Here is a 17523-nt window from a genome sequence, read left to right on the forward strand (position 1 = left end):
GCGTTGGCGATGCGGCTGGTTCCAAGTCACCTCATGCCGCGCGCCATGTCGATCATCCTCACCGGCGTTTCTGTCGCCTCCGTCTGCGCGGCTCCAATCGGCGCTTATGTCGGTGACATTTGGGGATGGCGAGCCTCGTTCAAGGTCGCCGCAATCGTGAGTGCCGTTGCGCTGCTCGTGCAACTCGTAACCATTCCGCCACTGCCTCCGATCGAAGTGCGCAGATTCCGCAGTCCGCTGGATGTCGCGAAGAATCCGGCGATGAAGGTTGCGGTGCTAGTCGTGCTATTGGTCGCTTCCGGCCATTTTGCCAGCTTCGCCTACATCCGCGCCTTTCTCGAGAGCGTTCCTGCGCTCGAAAAGAAGTCAATCCCGCTCGTGTTCCTTGCTTTTGGCACGGCCGGCGTCTTCGGCAATTTAGCCGGCGCATTCCTCACCAAACACAGTCTCAAGGCGGTCGCGGCCCTGCCGCCCCTGCTCATTGCCGTAGCCGCTGTCTCGCTCCTGACTATGGGAGCATCGGCCTTGACCTCGGCAATTGCAGTTGCCGTATGGGGCTTTGCTTTTGGCGCGGTCCCGGTCGGATTGCAGACATGGATGGTGCTACGCGCCGCTCCGAAACAGGCCGAGAGCGCTGGTGTACTGATGGTCATAACCTTCCAAGTGGCCATCGCAGCCGGCACAACTTTCGGTGGCCTATTGGTGGATCACACGGGTATTGCCAGTGTCTTTGTCTACAGCGCGGTTGCCACGTTCCTCGCTGTCTTGACAGTATTTTTGCTCGGCCCGAACCGCAAAACCTGACCGCCTGGTGGGGAGTGACGGTCGGCGGCGTTCACGCTATTGCCACCTCTGAGCTCGGCCCAAAGGCCGCGGCTTCGTCGTAACCATGCGGTCGATGGGGCAGCGCCAAATTGCTTCCTGCTCATCGCGTTGCGATAATACAGCGCGCTTATTGCGTCATCGTGTCCCCGGTCTCGGCTTCAATGCCCGGCTACTGGCTGCGGAGGCAGATGGGCGCCGGCGTCCCACCGACGACGATCGGTCTTTTCTCATGTAGCTGTCGGGGAAACGAGGCAGGTTTTCCGCCAGAACCCGCCAGTCGTCGCGCTCGCGTTCGCCTTCCTTGCGCGCACCGAACAACTGGATGATGATCTTGCCGTCGGACCCATATGCTTCGAGCGAGGTGACGTGACTGTCATTGGTCGGCTTGCGCACGGCCCAAACCTCACGGATTTGGTGGGTCCTGAGATGCAGCCGGAACGTTTCGTCCAGCACATGGATGCACGGCCCGATCTGCTTGACCGACTTGATTAAGCCGGAATGGGTCTGGATAGAACCTCGGTTGCCGACGAAGCACATGATCGGCAATTCGTCTTCGGCCGCACGCTGGAGCACGGCGCCAACTGCGGCATTGTCGAGCAGCCAAGCGTAATCCTGGCCGACCATGCGCAAAGCCTGGCAGCGGCTGAGCTTGAGCGTCTTTAGAAGGTTGACGTCAGTCAGCCGGCTCCAGTGCTCGCGTAGGTCGTCCACCGTGCCGGCCCAGTCCGCAGTCCTCGCGCCCAGGTCGGCTACTCTCGCCTTAAGCGACATGGTCGGCTCCTGGTTGGCGGATACGAGCTCGGCCACCAGCTTTCGATAGGCATGAAGGTTGGAGACCGGCCTGAGATGCACCTTATGCACTGCTGCGCCGGTGGCGTCGAAGAATTGCAAACTGCGCTGGATTCCGCCGCGATGGCGCCTTTCAACAGCGAAACCATACCTCCAAGCTTGCGGGAAGACGCGAAGGTCGAATTCGTCACCAAGGACCATGGCGTGATTGTTGCCGGTTATCACTCTGTTGAAGACGCCAATCTTTTCGTGCACGGCACCTTGATTGCGGGTCAGCGCCGTCACTTCGCCCACGAATTCGAGGCCCGTCAGAACGTGATTGACGCGCGGGTCGATGCGTGCCGCGCCGAAACCGCAATGGGCCGCGACCAGTTCCGCTTCCGAAATGGCCAATTGGGCTGCGAAATCACGCGCGGGAATGTTCGGACAGACTTCCCACGCACGCCGGATTTCGTTGGGCGACCGCTTCTTGCGCTGATCCATGTTTTTACCCCTGCCCCGTTCTTCTTTTGACGATCGATCGAAAAACGGGCCTCAGGGGTGTGCACGGCGGACGCGATCGATCGTCAGGCACATGCCAGTCGAATCCTGTCTCCGGGCGGTCAGCGGCCAATCGCCGGTAGAGAGCGATTGTTGGGTGGTCGGCGCCAATCGGCCGATCGAGCATTCGGGTACCACCGGCGGTGCTGCTTTCCCACTCAAGGCGGGTCTGATGGATCATATTGCTCTCCTTCGTTCTTCGATTGCGAGGGCAACCCAAAGGTGAATCGGCCGGCAATTTTGCCGCCGCAACGAAGGCTTCACAAAAATCGTGCCAGTTGCTCCGCGGCAAGCTCTGAACATCTTTGGCTCTGTTCATTGCTTTACGCGTGAGTGCATCGCGAACTCAGGCGCCCTTCCTGTGACGCGGACGCGACAAATCCGACAGTAAGTGTCGGTTGTCGGACGTCTCCCCAGCAATCGAGCATAAGAGACGTCGGGATGTCCTACGGTTTTTGACACGTCTTCCCTTTGGCACGGTCCATGCGAGATGATCCGCGAAAACGTCGGACCGAGGAGAAATCGAGCCATGATTACGCTCACCGACAACGCTGTTGCCGCCATCAAGGCCGCTCTTTACCGCGCCAGCGAGCCGGCGGAAGGATTTCGCATCATGGTCCATGCCGGCGGCTGCGCCGGCTTCCAATACTCAATGGGCCTGGAGAGCGTCTCACGTGAGGGCGATGCGATCATCGAGCGAGATGGGCTCAAGGTGTTCATGGATAGAGGCTCCCAACCCCATGCAGCCGGCATGACCGTGGACTTCGTCACTGGGCTCGAAACATCCGGCTTTGTTTTCGATAACCCCAATGCGCGTGAGACGTGCGGCTGCGGCAAGTCCTGCAAATGATTGCGAGGGAACAGGCTATGTTCGACTATAGCGACGCCAAGGAATACTGCGTCGAACCGGCACCGCCGGCGCTCTGGAACCGGCCGACACGCACTGTCGGCCCGGAACAATTGCGTTCGGTGATGCGCCAAATCGCGATCATCGATCGTTGCCGTGGGCAAGCAAACAAAATTGCCCGAAACAGCTGAATTCCCGGCAGATGCCGCCACCAAAGGGCAATGTCGACAGCGACCGGTCAGCCAAGCCATCGCTCGCCCGGCCGCCCACCTTACCAGATACGATATGCGCCAGAGGTTCAATGGCCCGCCTACCCTTGAATCATTTCAGCAGTTGAAGGATCACTCCCATGAACCCTGTCTATCTCGACAACAACGCAACGACGCGGGTTGATCCTGCAGTCGTTGGAGCGATGTTGCCTTTCTTTACGGAGCAATTTGGCAATCATTCGTCCATGCACGCCTATGGCGCATCGGTTGCTGAAGCCGTGAGAAAGGCGAGGCAACAGTTGCAAGCCCTCATCGGCGCGGGATTCGAGGACGAGATCATCTTCACCTCGGGCGGGACTGAAAGCGACAGTACAGCCATCCTTTCGGCGCTGGAGGTGATGCCCGACCGAACGGAAATAGTGACTTCCGCGGTTGAACATCCGGCCGTTCTGAAGTTGTGCGCGCACCTTGAAAAGACGCGCGGCGTCAAGGTGCACATTATCCCAGTCGATCACCACGGCCGGCTCGACCTGGACGCCTACAGAACCGCTCTCACTCCACAAGTGGCAATCGTCTCGATAATGTGGGCGAACAATGAGACCGGTACGATCTTTCCCGTGGTTAAGCTTGCCGATCTAGCCAGGGAAGTCGGCGCGCTTTTCCACACTGATGCAGTGCAGGCGGTCGGAAGGCTTCCGATTGAGCTGAAATCGACCGCGATCGACATGCTGTCGCTCTCCGCCCACAAGCTGCATGGTCCAAAGGGGATAGGCGCGCTTTATGTAAGACGTGGCGTGCGCTTCTCCTCCATGATCAAGGGTGGGCACCAAGAGCGCGACCGGCGTGCAGGCACTGAAAACACACCCGGCATAGTCGGACTGGGCATGGCGGCCGAACTCGCCTTGAAATTCATGGACGAGACAAAACGAATAAAATGGTTGCGCGACCGCCTTGAGAACGGGATCATCCAGCGCATCCCAAACACATCCATCAACGGCGATCCGCAAGAGCGATTGCCAAACACTGCAAACATTGGATTCGAAGGTATCGAAGGCGATGCAATTCCAATTGTCCTGAGCCGGCTGGGAATCGCCTGTTCCGCCGGGTCCGCCTGTGCCTCTGGCTCACTGGAACCGAGCCATGTTCTGATCGCTATGAACGCGGCATGTGGGGCAGTCCGCTTCTCCTTGTCGCGTGACAACGGCGAAGATGACGTAGACCGCGTGCTTGAGGTCCTGCCTGCGATCACCGAGAAGCTACGGGCCGTTCCCAGTGCTGGACTGTGCGGGCGAGGTGCAGAACAGCTTCATTCCGGCCCGGGTCCGAGCGGCACAATAGCCGACGAGCCGTGAGGTCTTCCTCAACGTGACGACCCTGCGCAATGGAGAGCAGTCAAACTCGGGGTCGCCTTCACCACTTCAGAAAAGCTTGAGATCGCCAAGTCTCTTGCCCAGCCGCCGTGCCAGAGGTCGGCACGCCGTCAGCAATGTCACCAATGCATCGACACCACAATTACGCGCCGGGAGAATACAATGAACTGCTCCGCTGATAGCCGCCCGATCGATCGCACCGATATCCTAGCGCGACTGAAGGGCCTGTCGGCCGCGGAGGACTTCTTCGCCTGCCTTGGCGTCTCCTACGACCCGAAAGTGATGAATGTCTCGCGGCTCCATATCATGAAGCGCGTGGGCCAATACCTTGCCGAAGAAGATTTCTCCGGTCTGCCTAACCAGGTAATCGCCGCGCGGGTGCGCGCCAAGCTGGAACGCGCCTACGAAGATTTCGCGACTTCCTCGCCGCTCACGCAACGTGTGTTCAAGGTGCTAAGGGACCACGATCCAAACATATGTCCCGCACCTGGCCGCGCCTTCGTCCCGCTCGACTCTGCACTGAAGCGGTTCGGAAAGTAATGAGCCCGACACGGCTGCGACGCGACAATGTCGAGAAGTCGACAAATCCAGTCCTCATGACGCCTCCTCGGAAGCAAACGAAGCCACCTTCTGGAATAGAGGCAGGAAGACGACTTGGCATGAACGATGCAGGCAATGAGGCGAACCGCCAAGCACGAATCCGGACTGGGAGCTTAGAGAAACCGCCAATGCATATCGTAATCTGCATCAAGCAGGTGCCGGATTCGGCACAGATCCGCGTGCACCCGGTGACGAACACGATCATGCGTCAGGGTGTTCCGACCATCATCAATCCTTACGACCTGTTCGCCCTCGAAGAAGCGCTCAAACTGCGCGACGTTCATGGTGGCGAGGTTACTGTGCTCACAATGGGTCCGCCCATGGCGGAGGACTCGCTGCGAAAGGCGCTCGGTTACGGTGCTGACCGAGCAGTTCTCTTGACGGACCGCTATTTTGCCGGATCCGATACGCTGGCGACTTCCTTTGCTCTTTCGCAAGCAATCGCAAAAATTGGGGAGACTTTCGGCAGGCCGGACATCGTCTTCACCGGCAAGCAGACGATTGACGGCGATACCGCCCAGGTCGGACCGGGCATAGCCAAGCGCCTAGATTTATCGCAACTTACCTATGTCGCGAAGATTGCCTCCATCGATCTCGATACGCGAGAGATCGAAGTCGCGCGTCGCGCCGAAGGCGGCACCCAGTTGCTGAAGAGCAGACTCCCTTGCCTCATTACCATGCTGGAAGACACCAACGAAATCCGCCGGGGCTCGCTCCAGCAGGCTCTGTGCGCGGCGCGCAGGCAAGTCGTGAAGTGGACTGCAGCCGACGCCGGCATTGACGATCTCACCCGGTGCGGTCTGCGTGGCTCGCCTACAGTCGTCAAGCGTGTTTTCGCCCCCACCGCACGGGCAGAAAGGGCGGCGCAGATCGACACCGCGGAAAGGGGCTTGCAGGACATAGCCGATGAACTCATCGCCGATATCTTAACCCGCCGGCCGGCGCTGGAACATGAGCTGGCCTTCAACAGCGGCACGTGACGGCCAGGAGCAGAAAATGTCGACCGCAAGCCAAACCACCCCTCGCATTGCCCCCGGCCGTGCCGGTGTAAAGAAAGAACTTCCCGACCATTTCAAAGACTACCGGCACGTGTGGGTCTTCCTCGAGCTCGAACGCGGCAATGTGCATCCTGTATCATTCGAACTGCTGGGCGAAGGCCGCAAATTGGCCGACAAGCTTGAAGTCCAGCTCGCGGGCGTCGTGCTGGGACCGCCGGGCGAGATGGTCGAGGACGCTGTTGCCGAGGCCTTCGCTTACGGGGCGGATCTTGTCTACATCGTCGATGCGCCGCCGCTCGCCGACTACCGGAACGAGCCGTTCGCCAAGGCGCTCACGGATCTGGTCAATACCCATAAACCCGAAATCCTCCTTCTCGGCGCGACCACACTGGGCAGGGATCTTGCAGGCTCGGTAGCGACGACCCTGCAGACGGGGCTCACGGCCGACTGCACCGAACTTGATGTAGATTCCGACGGTTCACTCGCCGCGACCCGTCCGACTTTTGGTGGCTCATTGTTGTGTACGATCTATACACTAAATTACCGGCCGCAAATGGCGACGGTGCGACCAAGGGTCATGCCTATGCCGCAACGGGTGGATAAGCCGGTCGGGCGTGTCATGCGGCACAAGCTGTCGCTCGTTGAGGACGATATCGTCACCAAAGTCCTCGGCTTCCTACCGGATAACCAGTCGGCAATGGCAAATCTTGCCTATGCGGATGTCGTGGTTGCGGGAGGCCTCGGTCTCGGAGCGGCGGAGAACCTTCAGCTTGTGAAGAATCTTGCCCGAGCGATCGGCGCCGAGCATGGCTGTTCGCGCCCCTTGGTCCAGAAGGGCTGGATGCCGGCTGATCGACAGATTGGACAAACTGGCAAGACCATTCGACCGAAGCTTTACATCGCGGCCGGAATTTCCGGCGCCATCCAGCACCGAGTTGGGGTCGAGGGGGCCGATCTCATCGTCGCGATCAACACCGATCCGAACGCGCCGATTTTCGAGTTCGCCCACCTCGGGATCGTCACGGATGCAATCCGCTTCCTGCCCGCACTGACGGAAGCCTTCACCCGGCGGCTGTCGCCGCACAGTCGAGACAAGCTTGCGAGTTGAGGGAGAGGACATGATTGAACAATTCGATGCCATAGTGGTCGGAGCCGGCATGTCTGGAAACGCAGCTGCTTACACTTTGGCAAGCCAGGGGCTGAAGGTACTGCAGTTGGAGCGCGGGGAATATCCGGGCTCTAAGAACGTCCAGGGTGCCATAATGTACGCGAACATGCTGGAGAAGATCATCCCGGACTTCCGGGATGATGCGCCCCTCGAGCGGCACCTGGTCGAACAGCGACTTTGGGTGTTGGACGACACGTCTCACACCGGAATTCATTACCGGTCGGACGACTTCAATGAGGCGAAACCCAACCGCTACACGATCATTCGCGCCCAGTTCGACAAATGGTTTTCCCGCAAGGTGCGCGAGGCTGGCGCGACGGTCCTGTGTGAGACGACCGCGACGGAACTCGTCCGTGATGGCAATGGCAAGGTGATCGGCGTCCGCACAGACCGGGCTGGCGGAGTGGTCTTCGCGAATGTGGTCGTTCTCGCAGAAGGGGTGTCGGGATTGCTTGGCACTCGCGCAGGCCTGCGCGAGATGCCGAAGCCGGAGACCGTGGCGCTTGCCGTCAAGGAAATGCATTTCTTGCCCGAAGAGGTCATTGGCCAGCGGTTCGGGGTCAAGGGCGATGAAGGCTGCGTAATCGAGGCCGTGGGCACGATCTCTCGCAGCATGGCCGGGCTCGGCTTCCTTTACACCAACAAGGAGTCGATATCACTCGGCATCGGCTGCCTGGTCTCGGATTTCGCCGCGACGATGGAGAGCCCGTCCGCCCTCCTGGATGCGATGAAAAACCATCCTTCGATCCGGCCGCTGATCGCTGGCTCGGAGGTGAAAGAATATGCCGCCCATCTTATCCCCGAAGGTGGTTACAAGGCCATTCCGCAGCTCTTCGGCGACGGTTGGGTCATCGTCGGCGACGCAGCGCAACTGAACAATGCCATTCACCGTGAGGGTTCGAACCTTGCCATGACCTCGGGTCGTGTCGCGGCTGAGGCGATCATCAAAGTCAAAAGCCGCAACGGTCCTATGACCAAAGCGAACCTTGCGCTCTACAAGACGATGCTGGATGACTCCTTTGTGATCAAGGATCTTAAGAAATACAAGGACATGCCAGCCTTGCTCCACACCAATTCCAGCAACTTTTTTGACAGCTATCCGCGGCTGATGTCGCATGCCGCTCAGAACTTCATGCGTGTCGACGGCACGCCGAAGATCGAGAAGGAAAAGAACACCACGGCCGCCTTCATCAACGCGCGCTCGCGCTGGGGGTTGGTCAGCGACGCGGTCCGCCTGGCATTGGCATGGCGCTGAAGAGGGTACAAGATGACGATCGCAGTGACGAAGGTTCGTGTCGAGGACAAACTTTACCAGAACCGCTATCTGGTCGATTCCGGCCGCCCCCATATTATAGTGCGACCGCACGACAAGCCAAGCGCGAACTTGCTTGCGTTGACCTACGTCTGTCCGGCGAAATGCTATGAGTTGAATGACAAGGGTCAAGTCGAGATCACCGCCGACGGCTGCATGGAATGCGGCACCTGCCGGATATTGTGCGAGAAAGGCGGCGACATCGAGTGGAACTATCCGCGCGGCGGCTTTGGTGTCCTGTTCAAGTTCGGATGATCAGCCGGGACCGTGCCAAGAGCATGCCGGCAGCGAGCAACTGCGGCACACCATGAGCCTCTCCATCCACTTGCAAAGAGCTAGTGAATATTGGCCTTTCGCAATTCAAATTTCCTTGACTCGTTAGCGGTGTCCTCAGGCCACGGCGCTGCCCTGTGCGCCGGACTTACCACCGGTCACGTGGTCGAGCCCCTTTGGGACAACGCCCGGCCATCGTGCCGGATGGCAGCCACAACGGCCGGTGAGCAAGTGGAACGGCACAACCCATGGCAAAGACGTATGTGCTAGTGCATGGTGCCTGGCATGGCGGATGGTGTTGGCGGGACGTGGCTGCCAATCTTCGCAAGATGGGATGCCACGTGACCACGCCGACCAGGTGTCGGCGAACGCGCACGTTTGCTGTGCAAGGACATCACGCCCGACACATTCGTGACCGACATCGTCAACCACATTGTGACGGAAGAGCTGAGCGATGTGATCCTTGTCGGTCACAGTCTAGGCGGCATCAGCATCACCGGCGCCGCCGACCGGATACCCGACCATATCAGCCATCTCGTTTATCTCGACAGCGCCATCGTCGAGAGCGGTCAAAGTGTATTCAGCACCATGCCCCCCGACATCGTCGCGGCCCGTCGAAAATTGGTTGCGGAGGAAGGACGGGGTATCTTCATGCCGACTCCGCCGCCAACAGCATTCGGCATTCCCGAGGGACACTCGCTCACGGACTGGGTGCGGCGCCGGATAACACCGCATCCGGCAGGCACCTACGAAAGCGGACTTAAGCTCGAGCACCCGCTCGGCAACGGCAGACCCCGAACCTATGTCGTCTGCACTAATCCACTCCACCCGCCGATGGCGGGAGCGCGAGAATGGGTCGCGAAGCAGGATGGCTGGGCGTGGCAGGAACTCGCCACTGGCCACGACGCAATGATCCTCGCGCCGACGGAAGTTGCTCTCCTTCTTAGCGCAGTCGGCTGAGGAACCAAGTAGGGTGAGCGGCGGCCGATTCTCAGGCCGTGGCCTTGAGCTCTGGTGCACGGATAGGCCCAACGGGTCGTTCCGGTGGCGCCACCGAAACCACTAGGCGGGAGTGGCCTGTCCTGCCGACGTCGCAAGCTTGCGAGCGTTCCGCCGCGGCCGCAGCCCGTAGCGCCGGGCAACCTCCGAGATCACCGCGTCGGCTCCAGGGTCTCGGAATGACTCCGTGCCTTGTCGTCCATCGACCAATGCCGCCGACCAACAGCGCCGTTGATCACCCTCGAAAACGCCGAGGCTGCCGCTCAGGGTCAATCGTAAGTTCAAGTTCAGACACAAGCCGATCTCCGATCCACCTCAGAATCGGCAGGCCCACAGATCGCGGGTCCTCCTGGAAGGACACAGCGCTTACCCTTGAAATATGGAGAACCATGGCTTTGCGCCGTCGGCAGTTGAGCTGATCTCGCAATGCTATTTCCCCGGCAACGTCCGAGCCGGAGAACTGCGTGCTTGGCGTTCTCCTCTGGAAGGAACCAATCTTTCGGAACGTGGCAATGTCATCGACGAGCTCTCACGGGCCAGCACGATGCCGGTTCGGCGCATCGGCGCCCCCTGAACACGAGATAGCCACTTGCGATTCTAACGATACGGCCGGACGGGGGCTGAGACCGCGGCGGACGGAGCGTGACGGCTGATCGACACAATGGAGAAGGCCGGCTGGGTTCAGGCTAATGCGGCTCGAATTCTCGGCCTCAAGCTGCGACAAGTCGGCTAGGCGATACGCCGGCATAGTATCGAGGTGAAGGAAATTCTAAGAGCCTGATGAGCCAATCGTCAGGCCAGTGGTCTTGCGCGCCCTGTGCGCGACAAGGAGTGCTTCGTGCTTCTGAACGGATTTGGACTTGCACTGTCGCAAGCAGGACAAAATTGTGTCGCGCCGGCCTGACACAATGCGATATCGACCCGAATAGTGAACTGAAGCCGCTTTTTTCAGTTGGTATGGCTCTTGCACCTTGAACCGCGACGTTACCAGCAACGGAGCCGTTTGATGTCCTCACCGACAGTTTCGATTGAGGGGCCGACTAGCACGACATCCGAGGGTTTTCTGGCAGCCGCGAAATCCGGTGGCTGCGCATCGTCCTCCTACGGCTCGTCGCCGACCAGCCCGGGCGAAGGGGATCCGGCTATTTGGGAAAGGATCAAGGATCACCCCTGCTTTTCGGAGGAAGCGCATCATTATTTCGCGCGTATGCATGTGGCGGTCGCGCCGGCTTGCAATGTCCAGTGCAACTATTGCAATCGCAAATACGATTGCGCCAACGAGAGCCGGCCTGGTGTTGTGTCTGAGAAGTTGACGCCCGACCAAGCGCTACGCAAGGTCATCGCCGTTGCCAACAAAGTTCCGCAGCTTTCGGTTCTTGGCATCGCTGGGCCGGGGGATGCCTGTTACGATTGGGAGAAAACGAAGGCAACGCTCGACCGCGTCATCAGGGAAATCCCCGACATAAAGCTGTGCGTCTCCACTAATGGGCTCGTGCTGCCGGACCATGTCGCCGAGCTTGCCGAAATGAATGTTGATCACGTGACGGTCACCATCAACATGGTCGACCCGGAAGTCGGCGCGAAGATCTATCCATGGATCTTTTATGAAAATCGCCGCTACTTCGGCATCGAAGCCGCTCGAATCTTGCACGCGCGGCAGATGCTGGGCCTGGAGATGCTGAGCGCGCGCGGCATCCTCACCAAAATCAACTCGGTGATGATTCCTGGAGTGAACGACCAGCACCTGTTTGAGGTGAACAAAATGGTCAGGGAGCGGGGCGCGTTTCTGCACAACGTGATGCCTCTGATTTCGGACCCGGCGCACGGTACCCACTACGGACTCATCGGGCAGCGCGGCCCAACGGCAATGGAGATGATGGCTCTTCAGGATCGACTTGAAGGTGGCGCCAAGTTGATGCGCCACTGCCGGCAGTGCCGGGCAGATGCTGTCGGCCTGCTCGGTGAAGATCGTGGCCAGGAATTCACGCTGGACGGGATTCCCGACGATGTCGCCTACGATGCTGGCAAGCGTCAGGCCTATCGGCAGGTGGTCGCACACGAGCGCCGTGATCATGAGGCGGCGAGGAGCGAGGCCATCGGTATGGTCAAGGCAACAGACTCCGAAAAGTCGCTTCTGGTTGCGGTGGCCACTAAGGGAGGTGGACGGGTCAACGAACACTTCGGCCACGCGAAGGAATTCCAGGTTTATGAAGTCTCGCCTAGAGGGATCAGCTTGGTCGGGCATCGGAAGGTCGAGCGGTATTGCCTCGGAGGCGGGGGCGAAGACGCCATCCTCGAGGGCGTCATCGCAGCGCTCGAAGGCATACACATAGTGCTATGCGCCAAGATCGGAAATCGCCCGAAGGAACAACTCTCGCGAGCTGGACTGCGCGTAACCGACGCCTATGGCCATGACTACATCGAGACCGCAGTCAGCGCACTTTACGCGGCAGAGTTTGGGATCAGACCACTAGCGGCGACGGCCTGAGCCGTCTCGTCCGATAACCAGGAGTTAGAATGGCTTTAAAGATCATCGCATCCCAATGTACCCAATGCGGGGCCTGCGAGTTCGAATGTCCTTCGGAAGCGATCAAGTTCAAGGGCGACGCCTATGTGATCGATCCAAACAAGTGCACCGAATGCAAGGAGGCCTTCGATACGCAGCAATGCGTGTCGGTCTGTCCGGTACCGAAAACCTGCGTTCCCGCTTGATTCCTACCGAAACGGTCGGGTTCGCCGCACGACGACGCCTGCAACCCGCGACCACAACAAAAGCCTCGAGAAAGGAATGGACAGCATGTGGTCCAGACGCGAACAGGAGGTCGAAATCGGCAGACCGCCACGGTTCATGCAGGGTGAGCGGGTCCGTGCGATACGCCACATAAAAAACGACGGCACCTATCCCGGCAAGGAGATCGGCGAAAACCTCGTGCGGAAGGGCGACGAAGGCTACGTGCGCGACATTGGAACCTTTCTCCAGCAATTCTTCATCTATGCGGTCGAATGGATCGATCGTGGCACGGTCGTCGGCATGCGAGCGCGCGAACTCATTAGCCTCGACAAAGTCGAGGTTCCCTGCGGAGCTGAAGGCATTTCCAACGGGGGAACAGCCGGATGAAAGTAATGATTCGCAGGACCGCTACTGGCTTGTCGGCTTATGTCCCCAAGAAGGATCTCGAAGAGCCGATCACCGAGATTGAGAACGCTGACTTATGGGGCGGGACCGTGACGCTCAGGAACGGTTGGCGGCTCATGCTGCCCGACCTTCCGCGCGACACGCGTTTGCCGATCACCGTCGAGGCGATGAAGATTTCCGACGGGGCCTGATGCCGGTGGGTTCAGTGGCGGAGAGGAAACGCGTATGAACACGATGCTGAGCTGGGACCATCTCGTCGTCGTCCGGGGCAGTTTTGCCAAAAAACTGATTGACCTGCTGAACGGCGCTCTCAAGGCCGATCGAGTGATCCCCTATCTCGGTCCTGGTCTTCTGCAGCTTAACCCACCGGAATCACCTGTACCTTGCACCCCTGAAGATGTCGCCGCGGCCCTCAACAAGCGGGCGCCTGCCCCTTCCAGGATTCGCACCAATATGTGGTCGGTCGCGCAGTTTATCGAGCAGCGCCGACATCGTCGGACTCTCCAAGCGTGGATGGCGGAGATATTCGCAGCCCCCGCCGAGCCGACCGTTCTTCACGCCTGGCTCGCAACCCTTCAACTGTCTGTCATCATCGACAGCTGGTACGATGGCGCCATGCGAGCAGCCCTTGCAGAGGCCGGCCAAACAGACGTTGTCGAGATACAAGGAACGACGCGCGCGACCGGAATCGGTAACATCTGGACGAGAACTTACGATTTGTCAGGAACAGAACTCGAGGCCGAACAAGTGGCTAGGACGGTGCTCTATGCGCCGCACGGCAGCGTCAGGCCGGCGGCAAACTTCCTCGTGGCTGATTCCGATTACGTCGAAGTCCTAACCGAAATTGATATCCAGACGCCGATCCCGGACGCGGTGAAGCAACGGCGCGTCAACCGGGGTTTTTTCTTCGTGGGCTGCCGCTTCAACGATCAGATGCTGCGCACATATGCCAGACAGCTGATGAAGCGCTCCACTGGCCCACATTTTGCGGTGATCGATTCGGCTACGCTGACCAGAAACGAACGTCGTTTCCTTGCCGAAGGCGCAATCACGGTCATCGACATGCCGATCCGCAACGCCGCGGCTCGCCTCGTCGGGGTCGATGCTAGCCAGGATTAATGGCCGGCGATTGCTGGTGAGTCGCTGCTTGCCTCCAAGGGCGAAAACTCAGTTGGGAATACATTCGTGAGTAGTAATGCTAGTGGCAGCACAACGTAGGCTCTGAATTCGTTGGGCGATGTGAAAGGGTCCGCTGCTGCGGGACGTGAGCACGTTGCGGCGGCATTACGCACATGATCTTGTGACCCCCGTGGCAAAAGAACTGAAGCGCCCGAGTCGCGACAACATATGCAGCGCTCAATGGCTTCGACAAAAATTCGGCACAGTTTCGACAGTTCGCATGCACCTCCAGGGTCAACGAGGTTGATTATGCCTGTTTATGTGGGTCGGCCACGCGAGCAGGAATTCCCACTACCTTTGCCCCGGCGGGAACATCTCGTGTGACCACGCAGCCAGCGCCTACCACTGCATTATCACCAATCGTGACGCCAGGCAGAATGATTGCTCCACCGCCGATCCAGACACGGCTGCCAATGTGAACAGGACGCCCGACCTGCAGGCCGGCCTGCCGCTGCTCGGCATCATGTGGATGATCGGCGGTATAAATCTGCACAGCAGGCCCAATTGCCGTTCCTTGCCCGATTTTGACCTCTACCACGTCAAGAATAACGCAGTTGAAGTTGATGTAGGCATTGGCTCCAATGCGGATATTGAATCCGTAGTCGCAAAAAAAGGGCGGACGGATGACCGTTCCGCGCCCAACCTCTCCCAGCCGCTCGGACAAAAGCTCATGCCAATGCCCCGTGGTCTGCCCCAGCGTATCATTGTACCGCTTGAGCCAAGCCCCGGTGGCCAACAGGTCAGCTTGGATCTCCGGATCCGCCGCATTGTAAAACTCGCCTGCGAGCATCTTTTCTTTTTGGCTACGCATCATAGTCTCCCGTCAGGTCGTGTCCCGTACAGTGATGCAGGAACGCACATCAAACTGCCTCGGCAACTTTGTAACTCGGTCTTGCCGGGCGCGCGGTCGGTCACGAGCCGGGGCGACAGTTTCGTCTCGACCAACTTCCGCGAATTTGGATATCGCAGATCAACCGGTCGCAGGGGCCAATACCTGACGAGGTCGGCAACTGTCCAGCGGTCGAACTCACTTTCATGCCCATCTCAGATTGCGTGATATCGAGCGGTAAGCCATCAGCTAATGTATCGACCAGGTCCCGCCAGCGGAGATCTGCGCGTCGCCTCTACGCATGCTGGCGTGTCACCAATAATACATCGATTATTTCTGGATCCAGGCACGTCGAATTGATTTGCCTTGCGGTGTAGAGCGAAGTTACTAGCCATAGGATTACTCCTTTTTAGTTTGTCAGTCGCAGAGCCCCAGTATGACTACGTGGTAGAAAGCACACGGCCGGAATCTTGGCAGCGCTGTTCACACCCACTTCGTAAGCCTGGCCGATGGGCTCGCCAGAGCACCAATGCTTGACCTGCTCCAGCTCTTGCTCGGCGGGTTGTTTCAGAGACGCTTGATCTCGATACCGCGTTTTCTCAGCACGTAGCCGATCTGGCGCGGGGTCAAACCGAGCAGGCGCGCCGCCTTTGCCTGCACCCAGCCACACTTTTCCATGGCAGCAATGACCGTATCGGCATCGGGCACCCTACCACGACTCGTGGCAGGGCCTATCGGCGCTTGCCCGTCGCCGACGGGCGGGGCGGCACAGGCGGCGGAAGGCTGGATCGTAGTCGACTTCTCTGACGTCGGCGGTCCGTTCTTCCACAGCGCCGCGGCCAAGCACTGATCCGCGTAACAGGCAAAGTCAGTTCTGAGGATTGATGGACCCGTCGCCAGAACTGCCGTCCGTTGAACGCAGTTTTCGAGCTCTCGGATGTTGCCTGGAAATTCGCAGTTCATTAGCACCTCAATCGCTTCGGGAGCGAAGGTCAGCGTGTGATCATTCTCAGTATTGAAATTCTTGAGAAACTGAGCGGCCAAGAGCGGAATATCACCTCGCCTTTCGCGCAATGCCGGCACGCGTAAAGTGACGACGTTGATGCGATAATAGAGGTCTTGCCGGAACTCCTTGCGTTGAACTGCCGTTTCCAAGTCCCTGTTCGTTGCGGCAATCACGCGAACATCAACTTTAATGGTGTGGTTGCTGCCGACGCGCTCAAACTCCTGCTCCTGCAGGACACGCAGCAGCTTAGCCTGGAACGAACCTGATATTTCGCCAATCTCGTCCAGAAACAATGTGCCTTTGTCGGCAGCCTCAAAGCGCCCCTTGCGCAAACTGCTCGCGTCGGTGAAGGCACCCTTCTCATGACCGAACAAGTCAGATTCCAGAAGCGTCTCGGTGAGCGCCGCGCAATTGACCTTGATGAAGGGCTGCTTGGCGCGAGGCGAGAGCTCGTGAATGGCTTTGGCAACCAGCTCCTTACCGGTTCCGGATTCACCTCGCAACAGGACCGTAGTCTTCGCCTTGGCCACCTTGACAAGGTGCTCACGCAGCTTGCGCAGCGCCTGACTATCGCCAAGCATCTCCTTGCTGATCTTTTTACGTTCCATTTGGCAGCCCATCCCACTCCGCCACCCGCCGGTAGAACTGCACTGGACGGTGAGCTGTGTTGTATTTCGTCATCATCATTCTCGATCTCACCTTTGTTGCTTCGAAATTTTCGGCGCGCGGACGCCCTCGGCAAATGGCAATGGCGCCTGAGCATCGTTGCCTTTCACCAGGACGAGCGTCTTCCTCCGCGCGGGCGCTCGCAATATGCGGTTTGCGCAGGCCTTTACTCGACCGGTCGCTGTTCTGTCCGGCTTCTGCCGCACCGCAGCCTGCAAACTCATCCTTGACAAGAAAGGAGGGGAGTCAACCGAGCTCTCCTTGCATTTATGCAAGGAAAATTGTCAGTTTGATAGAATTCTATCAAAACGGCAGAAACGCCCCGCCCCAGTTTGGCTGTACCTGCGGCGTTCAGCGTACGTGACGACATGTGCGGACTTGTCCCAATTGCCATCCGAGTTGTGCGGAACAGTAGCTGCTGCGCTGTTCGCTTCAACCGCGTGAGGCCGGAGACAGTAGAGACGGCGGCTCGTCGAGCGAGGTTTCATTGTTCGGCTACTAAACCGGCTGTCCTTTGGTGGGAGTTGGTTTCGCCCAAGTTCTGGGCCTGGGGGCGTCTAGCCCGTTTCGCCGCACAGGCTCCTTCCACATCGTCGAGGCCGAGAAGGAGGGACCCCACAGCTCTCCCTGTATCACAATGCCCCGCCCCTCAAGCAGCTAGATACGACAGGTGACCTCAAATGAGGCGTCTTGCATGGCTTCTACACCTGCCTGAATGCCAGAACTGCGTTCGTACCGCCCATGGCGAAGGCGTTGCTCATGGCGACGCGCACCTTG

At 59.0% G+C, this 17523-nt stretch carries 17 protein-coding genes and 2 pseudogenes; 16 read left to right on the forward strand and 3 right to left on the reverse strand.

Features of this window, described 5'->3' with window-relative positions; translation table 11 throughout:
• Positions 1 to 804: MFS transporter (locus tag EOA38_RS01295; RefSeq protein ID WP_145965908.1), on the forward strand; the 804-nt coding region annotated here is incomplete at its 5' end.
• 261 nt (positions 805 to 1065) lie between these two features.
• Here EOA38_RS01295 and EOA38_RS01300 read toward each other — a convergent pair.
• Positions 1066 to 2097: pseudogene (locus tag EOA38_RS01300) on the reverse strand (ChuX/HutX family heme-like substrate-binding protein); the annotation flags it as partial.
• A 586-nt stretch (positions 2098 to 2683) separates the two neighbouring features.
• Between EOA38_RS01300 and EOA38_RS01305 the strand changes: the two are divergent.
• The 15 genes from EOA38_RS01305 (at position 2684) to EOA38_RS01370 (ending at position 14185) form a co-directional block, all read left to right on the forward strand.
• Entirely contained in the window at positions 2684 to 3004 is a 321-nt protein-coding gene (locus tag EOA38_RS01305; RefSeq protein ID WP_029356570.1) for an iron-sulfur cluster assembly accessory protein, read from the forward strand.
• Between the two features lie 17 nt (positions 3005 to 3021).
• Entirely contained in the window at positions 3022 to 3192 is a 171-nt protein-coding gene (locus EOA38_RS38905) for a hypothetical protein (RefSeq protein WP_165349961.1), read from the forward strand.
• A 158-nt stretch (positions 3193 to 3350) separates the two neighbouring features.
• On the forward strand, positions 3351 to 4562 hold the full coding sequence (gene nifS, locus EOA38_RS01310) for a cysteine desulfurase NifS (RefSeq protein ID WP_126063817.1): 1212 nt from the start codon (positions 3351 to 3353) through the stop codon (positions 4560 to 4562).
• Positions 4563 to 4742: 180 nt separating this feature from the next.
• Positions 4743 to 5120: a nitrogenase stabilizing/protective protein NifW gene (gene nifW / locus EOA38_RS01315; protein WP_024505239.1), complete on the forward strand. Its 378-nt coding sequence runs from the start codon at positions 4743 to 4745 to the stop codon at positions 5118 to 5120.
• Positions 5121 to 5308: 188 nt separating this feature from the next.
• Positions 5309 to 6160: an electron transfer flavoprotein subunit beta/FixA family protein gene (locus tag EOA38_RS01320; RefSeq protein ID WP_126063816.1), complete on the forward strand. Its 852-nt coding sequence runs from the start codon at positions 5309 to 5311 to the stop codon at positions 6158 to 6160.
• A gap of 16 nt (positions 6161 to 6176) precedes the next feature.
• Positions 6177 to 7286 (forward strand): electron transfer flavoprotein subunit alpha/FixB family protein, encoded by a 1110-nt coding sequence (locus EOA38_RS01325; RefSeq protein WP_126063815.1) that lies wholly within the window; start codon positions 6177 to 6179, stop codon positions 7284 to 7286.
• 10 nt (positions 7287 to 7296) lie between these two features.
• A complete protein-coding gene (locus EOA38_RS01330) occupies positions 7297 to 8601 on the forward strand; it encodes an FAD-binding protein (protein ID WP_126080604.1) in 1305 nt (434 codons plus the stop codon).
• A 12-nt stretch (positions 8602 to 8613) separates the two neighbouring features.
• Positions 8614 to 8913: a ferredoxin family protein gene (locus tag EOA38_RS01335; protein ID WP_024505235.1), complete on the forward strand. Its 300-nt coding sequence runs from the start codon at positions 8614 to 8616 to the stop codon at positions 8911 to 8913.
• A gap of 396 nt (positions 8914 to 9309) precedes the next feature.
• Entirely contained in the window at positions 9310 to 9891 is a 582-nt protein-coding gene (locus EOA38_RS01340) for an alpha/beta fold hydrolase (RefSeq protein WP_287152319.1), read from the forward strand.
• A gap of 700 nt (positions 9892 to 10591) precedes the next feature.
• On the forward strand, positions 10592 to 10663 hold the full coding sequence (locus tag EOA38_RS39690; RefSeq protein WP_245467364.1) for a helix-turn-helix domain-containing protein: 72 nt from the start codon (positions 10592 to 10594) through the stop codon (positions 10661 to 10663).
• Positions 10664 to 10936: 273 nt separating this feature from the next.
• On the forward strand, positions 10937 to 12418 hold the full coding sequence (gene nifB, locus EOA38_RS01350) for a nitrogenase cofactor biosynthesis protein NifB (RefSeq protein WP_024505233.1): 1482 nt from the start codon (positions 10937 to 10939) through the stop codon (positions 12416 to 12418).
• Between the two features lie 29 nt (positions 12419 to 12447).
• Positions 12448 to 12642, forward strand: coding sequence for a 4Fe-4S binding protein (locus tag EOA38_RS01355; protein ID WP_024505232.1), 195 nt, complete (start codon positions 12448 to 12450; stop codon positions 12640 to 12642).
• A gap of 85 nt (positions 12643 to 12727) precedes the next feature.
• Positions 12728 to 13048 (forward strand): nitrogen fixation protein NifZ, encoded by a 321-nt coding sequence (locus tag EOA38_RS01360; RefSeq protein ID WP_024505231.1) that lies wholly within the window; start codon positions 12728 to 12730, stop codon positions 13046 to 13048.
• Entirely contained in the window at positions 13045 to 13257 is a 213-nt protein-coding gene (gene nifT, locus EOA38_RS01365) for a putative nitrogen fixation protein NifT (RefSeq protein WP_024505230.1), read from the forward strand. Before EOA38_RS01360 ends, nifT begins: the two co-directional genes overlap by 4 nt.
• Positions 13258 to 13291: 34 nt before the next feature.
• Positions 13292 to 14185 carry an SIR2 family protein gene (locus tag EOA38_RS01370; RefSeq protein ID WP_024505229.1) on the forward strand — a complete coding sequence of 298 codons (894 nt, stop codon included), beginning with the start codon at positions 13292 to 13294 and terminating at the stop codon, positions 14183 to 14185.
• A 307-nt stretch (positions 14186 to 14492) separates the two neighbouring features.
• Here the strand turns inward: EOA38_RS01370 and EOA38_RS01375 are convergent, their stop codons facing one another.
• Together EOA38_RS01375 and nifA are read right to left on the reverse strand one after the other, a co-directional pair.
• A complete protein-coding gene (locus EOA38_RS01375) occupies positions 14493 to 15059 on the reverse strand; it encodes a sugar O-acetyltransferase (protein WP_024505228.1) in 567 nt (188 codons plus the stop codon).
• Between the two features lie 582 nt (positions 15060 to 15641).
• Positions 15642 to 16685, reverse strand: a pseudogene (nifA, locus tag EOA38_RS01380) (nif-specific transcriptional activator NifA); the annotation flags it as partial.
• Positions 16686 to 17523: the final 838 nt, after the last annotated feature.

The organism is Mesorhizobium sp. M1E.F.Ca.ET.041.01.1.1, from assembly GCF_003997355.1.
Classification (GTDB): domain Bacteria; phylum Pseudomonadota; class Alphaproteobacteria; order Rhizobiales; family Rhizobiaceae; genus Mesorhizobium.